15 protein-coding genes and 1 riboswitch are annotated in these 15379 nt (G+C 47.0%); of the genes, 10 read left to right on the forward strand and 5 right to left on the reverse strand.

Annotation, left to right across the window (positions count from 1 at the left end; genetic code table 11):
• Nucleotides 1–25: 25 nt before the first annotated feature.
• The 7 genes from FTU90_RS05070 (at nt 26) to FTU90_RS05100 (ending at nt 6778) form a co-directional block, all read left to right on the forward strand.
• A complete protein-coding gene (locus tag FTU90_RS05070; protein WP_074383657.1) occupies nt 26–1057 on the forward strand; it encodes a hypothetical protein in 1032 nt (343 codons plus the stop codon).
• A 105-nt stretch (nt 1058–1162) separates the two neighbouring features.
• Nucleotides 1163–1295, forward strand: a riboswitch (TPP riboswitch).
• Nucleotides 1296–1383: 88 nt separating this feature from the next.
• Nucleotides 1384–3279, forward strand: a complete 1896-nt coding sequence (gene thiC / locus FTU90_RS05075) for a phosphomethylpyrimidine synthase ThiC (protein ID WP_180071998.1) — start codon at nt 1384–1386, stop codon at nt 3277–3279.
• 76 nt (nt 3280–3355) lie between these two features.
• A complete protein-coding gene (locus tag FTU90_RS05080) occupies nt 3356–3991 on the forward strand; it encodes an NUDIX domain-containing protein (protein WP_034608353.1) in 636 nt (211 codons plus the stop codon).
• Nucleotides 3988–4800, forward strand: a complete 813-nt coding sequence (locus FTU90_RS05085) for a metallophosphoesterase (RefSeq protein WP_005168991.1) — start codon at nt 3988–3990, stop codon at nt 4798–4800. Before FTU90_RS05080 ends, FTU90_RS05085 begins: the two co-directional genes overlap by 4 nt.
• A gap of 210 nt (nt 4801–5010) precedes the next feature.
• The gene (dksA, locus tag FTU90_RS05090; protein WP_004281072.1) at nt 5011–5538 is read left to right on the forward strand and encodes an RNA polymerase-binding protein DksA; all 528 of its coding nucleotides are present in this window, start codon (nt 5011–5013) and stop codon (nt 5536–5538) included.
• A gap of 2 nt (nt 5539–5540) precedes the next feature.
• Entirely contained in the window at nt 5541–6461 is a 921-nt protein-coding gene (gene gluQRS / locus FTU90_RS05095) for a tRNA glutamyl-Q(34) synthetase GluQRS (protein ID WP_257222385.1), read from the forward strand.
• Nucleotides 6462–6517: 56 nt separating this feature from the next.
• Nucleotides 6518–6778, forward strand: a complete 261-nt coding sequence (locus tag FTU90_RS05100; protein ID WP_005094432.1) for a zinc ribbon domain-containing protein — start codon at nt 6518–6520, stop codon at nt 6776–6778.
• Here FTU90_RS05100 and ftsW read toward each other — a convergent pair.
• From ftsW to FTU90_RS05125, 5 genes are all read right to left on the reverse strand, one after another.
• The gene (ftsW, locus tag FTU90_RS05105; protein ID WP_005094435.1) at nt 6767–7963 is read right to left on the reverse strand and encodes a putative lipid II flippase FtsW; all 1197 of its coding nucleotides are present in this window, start codon (nt 7961–7963) and stop codon (nt 6767–6769) included. The genes FTU90_RS05100 and ftsW overlap by 12 nt on opposite strands.
• Before the next feature lie 20 nt (nt 7964–7983).
• Nucleotides 7984–9330: a UDP-N-acetylmuramoyl-L-alanine--D-glutamate ligase gene (gene murD, locus FTU90_RS05110; RefSeq protein WP_159138531.1), complete on the reverse strand. Its 1347-nt coding sequence runs from the start codon at nt 9328–9330 to the stop codon at nt 7984–7986.
• 162 nt (nt 9331–9492) lie between these two features.
• Nucleotides 9493–9744, reverse strand: a complete 252-nt coding sequence (locus FTU90_RS05115; RefSeq protein WP_159138530.1) for a DUF6587 family protein — start codon at nt 9742–9744, stop codon at nt 9493–9495.
• A gap of 56 nt (nt 9745–9800) precedes the next feature.
• A complete protein-coding gene (locus FTU90_RS05120; RefSeq protein WP_159138529.1) occupies nt 9801–11657 on the reverse strand; it encodes a ferrous iron transporter B in 1857 nt (618 codons plus the stop codon).
• Nucleotides 11654–11914: a FeoA family protein gene (locus tag FTU90_RS05125; protein ID WP_004281065.1), complete on the reverse strand. Its 261-nt coding sequence runs from the start codon at nt 11912–11914 to the stop codon at nt 11654–11656. Before FTU90_RS05125 ends, FTU90_RS05120 begins: the two co-directional genes overlap by 4 nt.
• Nucleotides 11915–12089: 175 nt before the next feature.
• On the opposite strand from FTU90_RS05125, the gene xerD reads away from it, so the two are divergent.
• The 3 genes from xerD to FTU90_RS05140 all read left to right on the forward strand — a co-directional run bounded on the left by xerD (nt 12090) and on the right by FTU90_RS05140 (nt 15349).
• A complete protein-coding gene (gene xerD / locus FTU90_RS05130; RefSeq protein ID WP_100329426.1) occupies nt 12090–13007 on the forward strand; it encodes a site-specific tyrosine recombinase XerD in 918 nt (305 codons plus the stop codon).
• Nucleotides 13008–13106: 99 nt separating this feature from the next.
• Nucleotides 13107–13919, forward strand: a complete 813-nt coding sequence (locus tag FTU90_RS05135) for a DsbC family protein (RefSeq protein ID WP_100357778.1) — start codon at nt 13107–13109, stop codon at nt 13917–13919.
• A 125-nt stretch (nt 13920–14044) separates the two neighbouring features.
• Nucleotides 14045–15349, forward strand: a complete 1305-nt coding sequence (locus FTU90_RS05140) for a homoserine dehydrogenase (RefSeq protein WP_159138528.1) — start codon at nt 14045–14047, stop codon at nt 15347–15349.
• Nucleotides 15350–15379 lie beyond the last annotated feature (30 nt).

Here is a 15379-nt window from a genome sequence, read left to right on the forward strand (position 1 = left end):
TACAGAGTCCTGAAACATAGTGTTAATGCCATTCCCGTCGATATTCAAAGCCTGTCTAATTTCCGGCAGCCTGCTGTTTCTGGCAGGCTGTCAGCAGCCGTCGGAACCACAGATCCAGGTCGAACAGACTGAGACCAATCAGAAGCAAAGTCCAGTCAATGACTTTAGCCTGATGTGCAAGAATATTGAAAAAAATATGTCCCAGATTAATGACCAGCGCACCACTTTTGCGCTGGAACAGGTTAATCAGGATCTTAAAGTGTGTCTGCCCCTGATGGAATTGGCGGAGCAGAAGCATCTGATGCTGCGTTCTACTGAAATGTATCAGCGCTTTTTAGCCGTCGACCGTACCGAGTTCCAGCAACGCGCCTTTGAACAGTATGCGCTGGAAATGGCCCAGCATCCGACCATTCAGCAAGCCCATTTTCAGCAGCTCACCTCACGTGACCAGTACCTGTTAAAACACAAAGGTCAGGCTTATGTCGAACTGCTGGATCTTGGCGATGGCAACTTACATTATCGTCGTAGTCCGGAATATCTGGCCCGCATTTTTGCGCCTTATTTACCCGACGCTGAAAAAGCCTTTATTGAACATCTGGCTGAACAGAATATGCAGCCGGTACTGGTGGAAAAACGCCTGCAAATTGAAGCAGCTGACATTGCAGCCCGCAGTCTGCTTTGGGAAGATTATCTCAAGACTTATCCTGAGAGCAGTTATAAGCGGGATGCCGAATACCTGCTGAAACAATATACCTATTTTTTGTTTAGAGGCACCGAAGCATCTCCCGTTTCTGAGGATTATCGTGACCGTTATGCAGTCGATACCAGTCATCTGGAAACCATTATTGGTCTATCCAGCGGTCAGAAATCAACGCTTTCGACCCAGGCTCGCCAATTTCTGGAGTTTCTGGACATGAATCCGCAACAGCGCCAGCAAGCCTTGCCTGCCGACTATCGCAACCGCTCGGACGCTGAACAGATTCTGTATTATGCCAAGATCAGCCCACCCTCACAAAAATATGATAAAGACTGTTTTATGGATGCGTTCTGTATCTAGCTAGAAATATTTGGCTTGAGTCCAGCTTCCCCTGCCTGAAGAGACCATCGCTAAAGTTGAGAGATTTAGACCTGTTTATTCGGCATAAACTGAGCTAAGCTTTAGCCTCGCTTGACGGAGCGCGAGTAATCCCTCGCTGAGATCATGTGATTCCTTTTATCTTTATCAGGAATTGAGCATGGGTACCGTTGAACCTGATCAGGTTAATACCTGCGTAGGAATCAAGCCAGCTAAAAACCCAGCCCCTGCTTTATCTGCTCAGGATAAATCTGCCCGCGTTTTTGGTCGTGCTTGATTCGTTGATGTCATTCATAAGGATCATAGCCATGAACCAGTTAACGAATCTTTCTTCTGAAACTTCTCTCTCCACGCATGAACAGGAAGCACGTGATTTAACGCGCATTCTACCCGCTTCACGTAAAGTCTATCTGCCAGGCTCGCGTCCTGATATTCAGGTACCGATGCGGGAAATTTCCCTCAGTGAAACCCCGACCGGCTTGGGCGGTGAATATAATCCGCCCTTGATGGTTTATGACACGTCTGGTGTCTATACCGACTCCAATGTGACGATTGACCTGAATAAAGGCCTGCCCAATATCCGTGACAGCTGGATTGAACAGCGTAACGATACGGAAATGCTGGACGATTTAAGCTCTGAATTTGGCCGACAACGTTTACGTGATATCCGTACTGCGGCCATCCGTTTCGCGCATATTCAAAAACCGCGCAAAGCCAAACGTGGCCAGAACATCACCCAGATGCACTATGCCAAACAAGGCATGATTACGCCAGAAATGGAATATATCGCCATTCGTGAAAACCTGCGTCAACTGGAGGGTGTCGATATGCGCCAGCATCCGGGACAAAATTTCGGCGCTAAAAACCTGACTGAAATCACCCCGGAGTTTGTACGGCAGGAAGTCGCTGCCGGCCGCGCGATTATTCCGGCCAATATCAATCATCCGGAACTGGAACCGATGATCATCGGACGCAATTTTCTGGTGAAAATCAATGCCAATATTGGTAACTCGGCTTTGGGTTCTTCGATTGAAGAAGAAGTCTCGAAAATGACCTGGGCCACACGTTGGGGCGCAGATACGATTATGGATCTCTCAACCGGGCAGAACATCCATGAAACCCGGGAATGGATTATCCGCAATTCTCCCGTGCCAATTGGCACCGTACCGATCTATCAGGCCTTGGAAAAAGTCAACGGCGTAGCCGAAGACCTGACTTGGGAAATCTTTAAAGATACCCTGATTGAACAGGCGGAACAGGGCGTGGATTATTTCACCATTCATGCCGGCGTGCTTTTAAGATATGTACCGCTCACAGCCAACCGTCTGACCGGGATTGTTTCGCGTGGCGGTTCGATCATGGCACAGTGGTGTCTGGCGCATCATCAGGAAAACTTCCTTTACACCCATTTCGATGACATCTGCGACATTATGCAAACTTACGATGTGTCTTTCAGCCTTGGCGATGGCCTGCGTCCGGGCTGTGTGCAAGATGCCAATGACGAAGCGCAATTTGCTGAACTGAGAACCTTGGGTGAACTGACCCATCGTGCCTGGGAACATGATGTACAGGTGATGATTGAAGGTCCGGGGCATGTGCCGATGCACATGATCAAGGAAAATATGGACCTGCAACTGGAAGTCTGTAAAGAAGCGCCCTTCTATACCCTTGGCCCTTTAACTACGGATATTGCCCCGGGTTATGACCATATTACTTCAGCGATTGGTGCCGCAATGATTGGCTGGTATGGCACTGCCATGCTGTGCTATGTCACCCCGAAAGAGCATCTGGGTTTGCCAAATAAGAAAGATGTCAAAGACGGCATTATTACCTACAAGATTGCAGCACATGCAGCCGATCTGGCCAAAGGGCATCCGGGGGCACAGGCCCGGGACAATGCGCTGTCCAAGGCACGTTTTGAATTCCGCTGGGAAGACCAGTTTAATTTGAGTCTGGATCCGGATACAGCCCGTAGCATGCATGATGAAACCATGCCCAAAGCAGCACATAAATCTGCACATTTCTGTTCCATGTGTGGACCGAAGTTCTGTTCAATGAAGATTAGCCAGAATGTTCGAGACTATGCCAATCAGCAGGCCAAGCCTGATCAGCCGGCAAGCTCTCAGGCCGAAATTGAAGCAGGTATGGATCAGATGAAAGCCAGCTTCCATAAGTCTGGCCAAAATCTGTACCACAAACTATAAAACTTTAAAAAAAACAGTTGTCTTCAAAAAAAACTCAGATAGGATGAAAATAAATCAATTCATTCTATCTGAGCATATGAATATTATTAAACAGGCCTCTTATAATAAAAAAGACTTTCGCATAGAGGCACGTGAGTTTTTGTACCGGGGATTTATTCAGGTGGAAAAAGTCAGCCTGCGACACCGTTTATTCCAGCAGGACAGCTCGACGCCTATTTTGCAACGTGAGCTGATTCACCGGCCAGAAGCAGCGGGTGTGCTGATCTATAACCATCAACAGCAGAAATTTGGCCTGATTGAACAGTTCCGGATTGGCGGACTGGACGATGTCGATTCACCGTGGCAACTCGAAGTGATTGCTGGTGTTCTGGATGGCGATGAAGCGCCTGAAGCGTGTATCCGTCGCGAAGCACTCGAAGAATCAGGCTGTACCCTGGATGAGCTGCAGCACATTTTCAGCTTCTATCCTTCAGCGGGCGCTTGTTCCGAATTATTTCATTTATATGTGGCGCAGACCGAATTGCCTGAACAGGGCGGTATTTTTGGCATGCCGGATGAAGGTGAAAATATCCAGCTGCATATTCTGGATTATGCTGATATTCCGTCCTTGCTCACGAATGGTCGCTTAAGAAATGCACCTGTCATTATGGCCTTGCAATGGTTGCAACAACATATTCATACTGCAGGAATATGTCTAAGGGGAAAGACATGAGTTTTCAGCAGTCAAGCATCAACACACAGCCAGATTGGACCATTATCCAGATTTCTGATACCCATTTGATGGATCGGGAAGAGCTGGAATTTGCCCGGATGAATCCGGAGCAGAGTTTTCATGAAGTGATGCAGCAGATTCAGCAGCGCTTTCCCAAAATGGATGCGCTGATTCATACCGGTGATCTGGCGCAGGTGCCGGTGGAACGAACTTATCAGCGTTATTTAGACTTTATCCAGTTCTTAAACGTGCCGCATTATCAAATTCCAGGTAATCATGATGACACCCGGATCTTTCCGTTTCATCAGAATGCCAATCAGGTACATGCGATTCATTTTGGTAGCTGGACCATGATTTTGTTGAATAGTGCGGTTCAAGGCAAGGTTGATGGCTGGGTGGAACAAGCTCAGCTTGATCAATTGAACCAATTATTGCTTGAGTTTAAGCATCAGCATGTCATCATCGCTTGTCATCATCACCCTTTTGCGATGAAATCGCACTGGATTGACCAGCACCGGCTTAAAAATGCCGAAGATCTGAAAGATGTCCTGGCACGGCACCAGAATATAAAGTTGGTCTTGTTTGGTCATGTGCATCAGGATTCCTGTAATGAATGGCATGGTATCTATTTTTTATCCACGCCATCGACCAGTGTGCAGTTCAAACCTAAAAGCCAGGATTTCGCGCTAGATCAGGCGGCGCCCGGTTATCGTGTATTACATTTGCAACAAAATGGTGAGTTTGATACCTATATTGAACGGGTGGCATTGAGTCAGCAAAATATTAATACTGAAATTTCAGGTTATTAACTTTTCAATTTGTTTTTTTTGCATTACTTTATTGCAACCAAAGGAAATGTGATATGCATAGTCCAGACATCAAAGACTATCAATAAGCATAAAAAGTCTATATGATGACGGCCCCCACAGGAGGATAATCCTTCTACAGGGTGGATAAAAATTGCATATCACCATATTTTTTGCGTAGCAATCATACGCATATGATGAGGAATGCCCTAAATGGCGAATGACAACCAAAATCAAGTCTTAGACAATCAAACTGATGTTGTAGAAGAGAAAGCTGCAAAGCGCGTACGCAAATCTAAGCCTAAAACGACTGACGGTGGTTCTACTGCTAGCTTATTTGGTATTGAACCTTATCAACCTAAAAAAAATGAAGAATACATGTCTGAAGGTCAGCTTCAGCATTTCCGCCAAATTTTGCTGGCCTGGAAAGCCGAGTTGATGTCAGAAGTGGATCGTACGCTGAATACGATGCAAGATGAGAATACTGCCCTGCCTGATGTCAACGATCGTGCCACTCAGGAAGAAGAATTTGCAATTGAGCTGCGTACCCGTGACCGTGAACGTAAACTGATCCGTAAAATCGAACAGTCAATCGAAGCGATCCAGAATGATGACTATGGTTTCTGTGAAACTTGTGGCATCGAAATTGGTTTGCGTCGTTTAGAAGCACGTCCAACGGCTACTTTATGTATTGACTGCAAAACCCTTGCAGAGATCAAAGAGAAGCAAAATAACGGTTAATGATGCTGTTGAATAATCCTCCCCTAATCCCTCCTTTAAAAAAGGAGGGGGACAATAGGATGGCTTATGTGGGTCGGTTCGCGCCATCGCCAACCGGCCCTTTGCATTTTGGCTCCCTCATTACCGCAGTTGCCAGTTATTGCGATGCCAAAGCCAACCACGGCACATGGCTGGTTCGGGTGGAAGATACCGATATTCCGCGCATTTATCCGGGCAGTGAAGAGCATATTTTGCGTGCCATGGACGCCTTTCAGCTTGAGCCAGACGGCGAAATCATTTTCCAGAAAGACCGTTTAGATATTTATGCAGATGTGATCGAACAATTACGTCAGCAGGGTCTGGTTTATGCCTGTCAATGTACCCGTAAAATGCTCGGTTCCAATCATATCTATCAGGATACCTGCCGTGACCTAGCTCTGGCATTCGACAATCAAGCGATCCGTTTAAAAGTCGAAGATATCGAAATCTGTTTTGAAGATCAATTACAAGGTCGACACTGCTCAAAGCTGAAGAAAGATCTGGGAGACTTTGTCTTAAAACGTCGTGACGGGATTATTAATTATCAGCTGGCGGTAGTGGTCGATGACTATCTGCAAGGCATGACCCATGTGGTACGTGGTGCTGACCTGCTGGACAATACCGAACGGCAAATCTATCTGGGGCAGTTGCTCGGTTATCCGCGTCTGAATTATATGCATCTACCCCTGGCGATGAATGATCAGGGACAAAAACTCTCAAAACAGAATCTGGCCCAAGCACTGGATTTAAGTCAGGCCCCACAACTCTTAAAACAGGCACTTAATGCTTTGCATCAGGCTGAAGTTGATCTGGATACGCCACAACGCATGCTGCAACAGGCGGTTGCGCAATGGAACATTGAACGGATTCCACATACAACAGCGCTACAAGGTTGTTATCAATAAAAACCTGTTTTGGCTTAAGCTAGAATTCTAGAATTAAAATCAGAGAGGAAAAGCAGATGTTTTTTATTTTTGGATTCGGCCCTAAAACCAAAACTATTGAAAAGAGCCAGTTCCTGTGTCCAGTCTGCCGAACCCGTACAGGCTATGAGCTGAAACAGCAACGTCATTATTTTTCTTTGTTTTTTATTCCATTGATTCCACTTTCCAAGCCTAAAACTGCTTTTGTGACCTGTTCCAATTGCGGAACTGCAATGCCGAGCACAGTGCTTGACCATGCTCAGCCGGAGCCCGGGTCCAACTCCAATCTAGAAGCTTGATTCTTCCCGGCTTGGATTGACCTGCCGAGTGGTCGAATCAATTTTCAGCACTAAACTGATCATCACCGCACAGATAATCAATGATGAACCCCCATAACTAATAAATGGCAGGGTCAAACCTTTGGTCGGTAACACGCCCATATTCATACCGGCATTCACCAGAATCTGTAACAGGAAAATGATACAGATCCCATAGGCCAGATAGCCGGCGCGTAGATATTGATGTTGCAAGGCACGATGTCCGATCCGGATACAGCAGACCAGCATGGTAAAAGACAGGATCAGGATGGTCGCAATACCTAAAAAGCCAAATTCCTCACCTAAAATCGCCAGCATAAAATCAGTATGCGCTTCAGGCAGATAAGACATTTTCTGAATGCTGTGCCCCAATCCAACCCCGGCCCACTCACCACGGCCGAAGGCCATTAGTGCATTCGAGAGCTGATAACCGCTACCCAGTGGATCTTCCCATGGATTTGAAAAAGACATCAAACGCTGCAAGCGATAAGGCTCTAATAAAATCGCTGCGGCAAATGCACCGACCAAGGTCATAAAGGCCACACCAAACTGAATCCACGGCGCACCCGCGAGGAAAAACACGCCAAGCATGGTCAAGGTAATTACTACGGTTGCCCCCAAGTCCGGCTCAAGAATAATCAAACCGACGGTCACACCCATAATCGCACTTAAACGAACCAAACCTTTAATATTGTTCCGGACTTCTTCCGCACGGCGTACCACATAGTCCGCGGTAAAAATCGCCATCATCACTTTCGCCACTTCCGAGGCCTGCAAGGTAAATCCGGCCACCCGAATCCAGCGCTTGGAACCATTGACCTCAGTCCCGACCACCAGCACGGCCACCAACAGTACAATGGTAATAATCCACAAAAAGAAGGTGTTATTAAACCAGACCTTTAAGGGAATTTTATAGGTTAGATAGGCGGCTACTGCTGCCACAAAAATCGAAATGCCATGGCGGCTAATATAATGAAAGGCATTTTCATGCATACGTTCAGCATAAGGCATCGAGGCCGATGCCACCATGATCGAACCAATACACAGTAAAGCCAATACACAGAAAATTAGTACATTCCGTGGATTTAGCTCAGCGGGGAGCTTGGGTACCCACTGGCTATAAAATTGGTTTAGTTTATTGATCGTAGTCTGAGCAAACCCAGCCATATCACGAATCCTTGTTATTCTTAATTGAGTTCATTCACATACGCAACAAACTTGCGACCACGCTCAGGATAACCCGAGAACATATCAAAACTTGCGCATGCAGGAGACAATAGCACGACATCATCTGCCTGGGTGTGCTTTTGGCAGATTTCTACGGCCTGCTGCAAACTCTCTGCATGAACCAGCTCAGTCGTGCCCCTAATCGCTGCTTCGATGATCGGACGGTCTTCACCAATCAGCACTGCAATCTTGGCATATTTACTCAATGATTCACGCAAAGCCTTAAAGTCCTGTCCTTTGCCCTGTCCACCGAGAATAATCGCAACTTTGCCACCTTGGGCTTCAATCGCCATACCGAGACCATCGAGAGCCGCCAAGGTTGCACCGATGTTGGTGCCTTTGGAGTCGTTATAATAACGTACGCCCTGCACTGCTTTGACAAATTCGCAGCGATGTTCCAGACCTTTGAAGGTTTTTAAAGTGTTTAGCATGCTGTCCAATGGCAAATCAATCGCTTCACCGAGTGCCAGACAAGCCAGGGCATTGGCAACATTATGCGTGCCCTGCATATACATCTCGGTACTTTTTAACAGACGTTCACGACCACGCGCCAACCAGATGCCACCATCGGTATCTTTAAGAATCCCGTACTGGTTCATATCGGGTGCATTCAGGCCAAAACTTTGCATCGGCGTCACATCTGGCACCAAAGGACGGGTCAAAGAATCATCCCGGTTATACACCACTTTTTTCACACCCTGAAAAATCCGGTGCTTGGCGGTGTGATAGCCCATCATATCGCCATGCCGATCCAGATGATCTTCACTCATGTTCAGTACCACCGCCACTTCAGCCGCCAGATTTGAAGTAGTTTCCAGCTGAAAACTGGATAATTCTAAGATATATAACTCAGGATCATCTTTGGTTAAATCCAGTGCAGGACGTCCCAGATTGCCACCGACCGCGACTTTTTTGCCAGCATCGGCTGCCATTAAGCCAATCAAAGTGGTCACTGTACTTTTGGCATTGGAACCGGTAATCGCGACAATGGGCTTATCCGTAGCACGGCGTAAAATCTGGATTTCACTCACCACAGGAATACCCTGCGCCATCGCCGCCTGAATTTCTGGCAATTTTGGATCCAGTCCCGGACTGATCACGATTTCTTCTGCAGACAGCAACAGCTCGGCATCAAACTGGCCGAAACTGGTCTGGACTTCGGCCGGAATCTGGTCATGTCCCGGAGGGATGGCTCTAGAATCCGTTACTGCAACGCGGTAGCCCTGGTCATGTAAGAAATTGACTGCTGCAACACCTGATATTCCGAGTCCTGCAACGACTTTTAACCCACCACGTTGTATTAACATTTTCGCCCCATATTTTGGTCTATTTTGAAACTGACGAAATGGTAGCACTTTGCTGTTTTGAATGCCTTTTCTGATTGAGCTTTCTGCATATTTTTTTTGTGTCCATGCGTAAAAAAACCGTCATGCTCATGACGGTTTTTAAAATCACAGCAAAAAAGGAACTTATTTCCATTTGACCGCTTGCTGGGCCGGCTTTTCCTGTGCACTTTGCTCCGACACCGGACAGGCACAGTTGCCACCACAGCCTGCAGCCATAGCCGGTTGCAGCCATTTGGCCAGACGCGTCCAGCCTTTTGCTGCGCAGGCATCAGACAGCTTCTGGAAGACTGAGTGAGAGGTGTTCGGAAACACCTTTTTAAATACCACCAGCGCACTCCACAGCACCAGTGCCGCCACAATCAGAATTTCAATCATCTCAATCTCCCATGCATATACTCAGGCAAGCTCAACGGGCCGAGGCCAACCTGAGATTAGCCCAAATAATATGAAGCAATTTGATAAGTCAGGAATGACATGAAATATGCCAAACCAAACAGGTAAACCGTCATGATACTGACCGTTTTCCAGGAACCAGTTTCACGTTTGACTGTCGCCAAAGTTGCCAGACAATGCGGTGCATAAATAAACCACACCAGTAAAGACAGACCTGTCGCCACTGACCAGCCCAGATCACCACCACTACTGATGAGTGAAGAGAGACCTTCGGACATTGCATCGTCATCTACGGCAGACAGTGCATAGACAGTGCCCAATGCAGCAACCACCACTTCACGTGCTGCCATGGCTGGAATCAAGGCAATACAGATCTGCCAGTTAAAACCGAGCGGTGCAAAGATTGGCTGCATCAGATGACCGAGCATACCTGCCAGTGAATAATCAATCGCCGGCAAAGTCGCACCTTCTGGGGGTTGCGGGAAGGTGCACAGGAACCAGAGTACAATCGATAAGGCAAAGATGATGCCGCCGACCCGCTTCAAGAAGATTTTGCCGCGATCCAGCAAGCCGATCCAGACGTTTTTCAGATCCGGGAAACGGTAGCTTGGCAGCTCCATCAACAGCATGTGCTGGGATTTATCTTTATGGAAAAATTTCAGTACAAAAGACACCGCCAGAGCACTGACAATACCCGCCATATACAGGCCAAATAACACCAGACCTTGCAGGTTCATAAAACCCCAGACAGTTTGCTGTGGAATGAAAGCTGCAATCAGCAAGGCATATACCGGCAAACGTGCTGAACAGGTCATCAATGGTGCCACAAAAATCGTGGTTAAACGATCTCGCGGATCACTGATGGTACGCGATGCCATGATGCCGGGAATGGCACAGGCAAAGCTGGACAATAACGGAATAAAGGCACGGCCTGACAGGCCCGCTTTAAACATCAGCTTATCGAGCAAGAAGGCTGCTCGTGGTAAATAACCTGATTCTTCCAAGACTAGAATAAAGAAGAACAGAATCAGAATCTGTGGCAGGAATACCACCACCCCGCCGGCACCAGCAATAATCCCGTCCACCACCAGACTGTTGAGCAAGGGATGCGCAATATATTCACCCAGGAACTCCCCGAGCCAGCCAAAGAAGGTTTCGATGCCATCCATGAAGGGTGCGGCCCAGGCAAATACTGCCTGGAAAATCACAAACATCATTACCGCCAGACTAAGTAGACCCAGTACCGGATGCAAAAAAATCTTGTCGAGAAAATCGGTACGTTTGTCTTCCTGATCAATGAAATTGACCACATCACTCAGAATGGCTGCCACTTGCTGATGGGTATCGCCTTTCAGGCCGCTCAATTCAGTCTGCGGTACCGAGAATTTTCCCTGATCCAAGGCATTCTTCAGGTTTTCAATGCCTGAACTGCGTACCGCTACAGTTTCCACCACGGGCACGCCCAGACGTTCAGACAGTTTCTGGGTATTGATCTGCATGCCACGACGGCGTGCTTCATCCATCATGTTGAGTACGACCAGAACCGGACGACCCAGGGCAATCATTTCCAGTACCAGACCCAGATGCAGCTTCAGGTTGGTGGCATCTACCACACATAAGAATGCATCCTGCTGCTGTTCTTCTGCGATTTTACCTTGCACCACATTACGGGTGATTTCTTCATCCGGGCTGGTCGCATCCAGACTATAAGTCCCTGGCAAATCCAGTACCCGCACCGCTTTGCCTGAAGCAAGCTGAAACGTACCGACTTTACGTTCAACCGTGACCCCCGCATAGTTACCAACTTTTTGGCGTGTTCCGGTTAAATGGTTGAATAATGAAGTTTTACCGCAATTAGGGTTACCGACAAGGGCAATACGTAATGTATCACTCATGCCGACACCGCCTGTTCGATTTCAATTTTGGCTGCTTCTGATTTACGCAAAGCAAAACGGGTAAATCCAACTTGAATCAAAATGGGATCTCCACCAAAAATACCTTTCGTAATCACCTGTACCTTCGTACCCGGCACAAAGCCTAGAGTTTCCAAACGACTCGCGACGACATCGTGTAGAGCACTTTCACCATCAGTTGTTCGACTCACTTTTCGAATGATGGCAATTTGTTTTGCTTTTAAATCAGACAAACGCACCGTGAAATTCCTGAACTATTTTGTACAGTATACAAACAAATGAGAATAATTAACAAATAAGATTGATTACATGCTGAATTAGTTTTTATATCACATCGACAGTCTGGTGAAATTAAACTACAGTGGAGAATACCTATTAAATTCATCGCTTTTTCAGATCAGATCCTTGCACCCTATGCTGAATAAAAAACCCCGTATTCCCGCCCCGGTTCAAATTCCTGAAGCCTTGAGCTATTTACAGGGTTTTCGTGATTATCTGATTGCGCAAACGGTCAGTCCACACACCCGAAATGCCTATTTATCTGATTTGCTGCAATGTGCAGAATGTCTGAGCAAGCCTTTGCCAGAATGGACCCATGACGATATTTCCGATGTATTGATTGCACTGACCAAACAGCAAAAAAGCCCACGCTCAATTGCCCGCTGTCTGTCAGCCTTGCGTTCATTTTATAAATTTCTGCGTGAACAGAAGCTGCGTAGTGATAATCCGGTGGCAGCGCATAAAACCCCGAAGCTTGGCCGTGCCTTGCCCAAAGATTTGTCTGAAGCCGATGTTGAGGCCTTGATTGATGCCCCCGATATCAATACTGCTTTAGGCCTGCGTGACCGTGCCATGTTTGAAGTGCTGTATGCCTGCGGTTTACGTGTCACTGAACTGATTAACTTACGTCTGGAACTGATTAACTTAAAACAGGGCTATTTACGCATCGTCGGTAAAGGCAATAAAGAACGGCTGGTACCGATGGGACAGATGGCCTGTGAATGGGTGGAAAAATATCTGAATGAAGCCCGTCCACAACTGTATAAGACCTCAACCGATTATCTGTTTTTGACTCAGCATGGCGGCATCATGAGCCGGCAAAATTTCTGGTATGCGATTAAACGCTATGCTTTACAGGCCGGGATTGCATCCGAGCTGTCACCGCACACCTTGCGGCATGCCTTTGCGACGCATCTGCTCAATCATGGCGCAGATTTACGTGTGGTACAGATGCTGCTTGGACATAGTGACCTGTCGACCACCCAGATTTATACCCATGTCGCGCAAGTGCGGATGCAGCAGCTGCATGCAGCGCATCATCCACGGGCTTAAAACATCTACATATGGAATAAACTGAGAAGTTTGACGTGTTTGTATTTTTTTTTGTTATGCTAATGCTCTGTTTTTAGTCCAAGAAGAAAAGGGTTATTTATGACATTTGCCCGCTCAAAAGTTTTTATGGCTTGTACACTTGCTGCTGGTTTGGGGCTTAGCGCATGTTCCAATTCCGATAACAACACTAAAAAGCAAGATACACTGACTGCAAGTGCACCAGCAACGGGAGAAGCCTCTACCCTGACCGAACGCAATGCACAACAGCGTCTGGTCTCTACCTTGGAAAAGCATTTCAAAACTGCGGGGATCAGTGCCAAAATTACCGATATTAAAGCCACCGAAGTTCCGAACCTGTTCTGGGTCAGTCTGGAAGGCATGTCTGCGGTCTATGTCACCAGCGATGGTAAATACCTGATTCAGGGCGACGTGATCCGACTCGGTGATAAACAGCTGCATAATGTCAGTGAAAACCTGCAAGCTGGGGTCAACAACAAACTCTTTGCCGAACTGAAAGCAGAAGATCTGCTGATCTATCCGGCCAAAGGCAAGGCCAAGCATGTGGTCTATGTCTTTACCGATGTCAGCTGTCCGTATTGCCATAAATTCCATGAACAAATGGATGAAATGAATAGTAAAGGTATTGAAGTTCGTTATATCGCCTGGCCGCGTGGTGAACAGCATATGCCGGCCATGGAAGCAATCTGGTGTAGTGCTGACCGTCATAGTGCTTTTGATCAGGCCATTGCCGGCGCACAGATTAGTGCAGAGAAATGTGAAAATCCTGTTCAAGATCAATATCACATGGGCCTGAATATGGGTGTGAATGGCACCCCTGCCATTTATAGTTCGGAAGGGGTTTACCTCGGCGGATATCTGTCTAGCGCTGAATTATTGAAGCGACTTAAATAACTCATTTTAATACGTTATTTAACTTTATTTTATAGATAAAGATATTCTGAAATGACCCTAGAGTCATGGCGTTTTTTTAGCTATGATCTAGGTTCTCGTAAAAAACTGTTTATTTGGAGTGTGACGTGAAACCAGTTCGTCTGGCTATCCTCGGTCTTGGTACTGTAGGTGGTGGTGCCTTGAAACTATTAAAAGAAAATGCTGCTGAGATTAAACGTCGCACCGGTCGTGAAATTGAAATTACCTATGTAGGCACCCGTCGTCCACGTCCTGATCTGGACCTACCTGCATCAGTGAAACAAAGTGCAGACTTAATGGACATCGTGCGTCAACCTGACGTAGACGTGGTGGTCGAAGTCATGGGCGGGATTCATCCTGCTTTTGAAATTATTATGGAAGCCATGAAACATGGCAAGCATATTGTCACTGCCAACAAAGCACTCTTGGCTGAACATGGGAATGAGCTGTTTAAAGCGGCTGAAGACAACGCCGTGCAGATTGCCTATGAAGCGGCAGTGGCTGGCGGTATTCCCATTATTAAAGTGATTCGTGAAGGTCTGGCGGCCAACAAGATTGAATGGCTGGCGGGCATCATCAATGGTACGGGGAACTTCATTCTCAGCGAAATGCGTGAAAAAGGCCGTGCTTTTGAAGACGTGCTCAAAGAAGCGCAAGAACTGGGTTATGCCGAAGCCGATCCAACCTTTGATGTGGAAGGCATTGATGCTGCACATAAACTGACTATTCTGGCGTCATGTGCCTTTGGTATTCCACTTCAGTTCGACAAAGTCTTTACTGAAGGTATTGGCAAAGTCACTGCACAAGATGTGAAATATGCAGAAGACCTCGGTTTCCGTATCAAGCACCTGGGAATTGCACGCCGCACCGATGCCGGGATTGAACTCCGTGTTCATCCAACCCTGATTCCTGAAGAAGAACTGATTGCCAACGTCAATGGCGTGAAAAACGCCGTACTGGTACAAGCCAATGCGGTTGGCCCAACGCTGTACTACGGCGCAGGTGCGGGTGCAGGCCCAACGGCTTCTGCTGTGGTCGCAGACGTGGTGGATATTGTCCGTGATATCATTTATACCGAAGACGGTGCTGGAACCATTCCGCAACTGGCCTTTGAAGCCCTGACCGATTTACCGATCTTGAGTCGTGAACAAATGACCACCGGCTATTACATCCGTATTAATGCCGAAGATCAAATGGGCGTGCTTGCCGATGTCACCACGATCCTCAGTCGTGCCGGAATCAGTATTGATGCCATCATGCAGCAACCTCGCTTAAAAGACCTTATTCCGATCGTGATTCTGACCGATCCTATCGTCGAATCAAAAATGGATGCAGCGCTCTCACAAATTCAAGCATTACCCGTCATTCATGGCGAAATTGTACGAATTCGTTTAGAATCGCTTGATAATTAATCGGGTTAAGGGGAGTATTTCCCCTTGCCA

Origin of the sequence: Acinetobacter sp. YH12200, assembly GCF_013418175.1 — a bacterium.
GTDB lineage: Bacteria > Pseudomonadota > Gammaproteobacteria > Pseudomonadales > Moraxellaceae > Acinetobacter > Acinetobacter pseudolwoffii.

Bases quoted from the DNA above. Each gene is read 5' to 3' on its own strand.
- FTU90_RS05080 (WP_034608353.1), top strand. From the start codon at position 3,356: ATGAATATTATTAAACAGGCCTCTTATAATAAAAAAGACTTTCGCATA.
- gluQRS (WP_257222385.1), top strand. From the start codon at position 5,541: ATGCTGTTGAATAATCCTCCCCTAATCCCTCCTTTAAAAAAGGAGGGG.
- ftsW (WP_005094435.1), bottom strand. From the start codon at position 7,963: ATGGCTGGGTTTGCTCAGACTACGATCAATAAACTAAACCAATTTTAT.
- FTU90_RS05085 (WP_005168991.1), top strand. From the start codon at position 3,988: ATGAGTTTTCAGCAGTCAAGCATCAACACACAGCCAGATTGGACCATT.
- FTU90_RS05070 (WP_074383657.1), top strand. From the start codon at position 26: ATGCCATTCCCGTCGATATTCAAAGCCTGTCTAATTTCCGGCAGCCTG.
- FTU90_RS05120 (WP_159138529.1), bottom strand. From the start codon at position 11,657: ATGAGTGATACATTACGTATTGCCCTTGTCGGTAACCCTAATTGCGGT.
- FTU90_RS05135 (WP_100357778.1), top strand. From the start codon at position 13,107: ATGACATTTGCCCGCTCAAAAGTTTTTATGGCTTGTACACTTGCTGCT.
- thiC (WP_180071998.1), top strand. From the start codon at position 1,384: ATGAACCAGTTAACGAATCTTTCTTCTGAAACTTCTCTCTCCACGCAT.
- FTU90_RS05100 (WP_005094432.1), top strand. From the start codon at position 6,518: ATGTTTTTTATTTTTGGATTCGGCCCTAAAACCAAAACTATTGAAAAG.
- murD (WP_159138531.1), bottom strand. From the start codon at position 9,330: ATGTTAATACAACGTGGTGGGTTAAAAGTCGTTGCAGGACTCGGAATA.
- dksA (WP_004281072.1), top strand. From the start codon at position 5,011: ATGGCGAATGACAACCAAAATCAAGTCTTAGACAATCAAACTGATGTT.
- xerD (WP_100329426.1), top strand. From the start codon at position 12,090: ATGCTGAATAAAAAACCCCGTATTCCCGCCCCGGTTCAAATTCCTGAA.
- FTU90_RS05115 (WP_159138530.1), bottom strand. From the start codon at position 9,744: ATGATTGAAATTCTGATTGTGGCGGCACTGGTGCTGTGGAGTGCGCTG.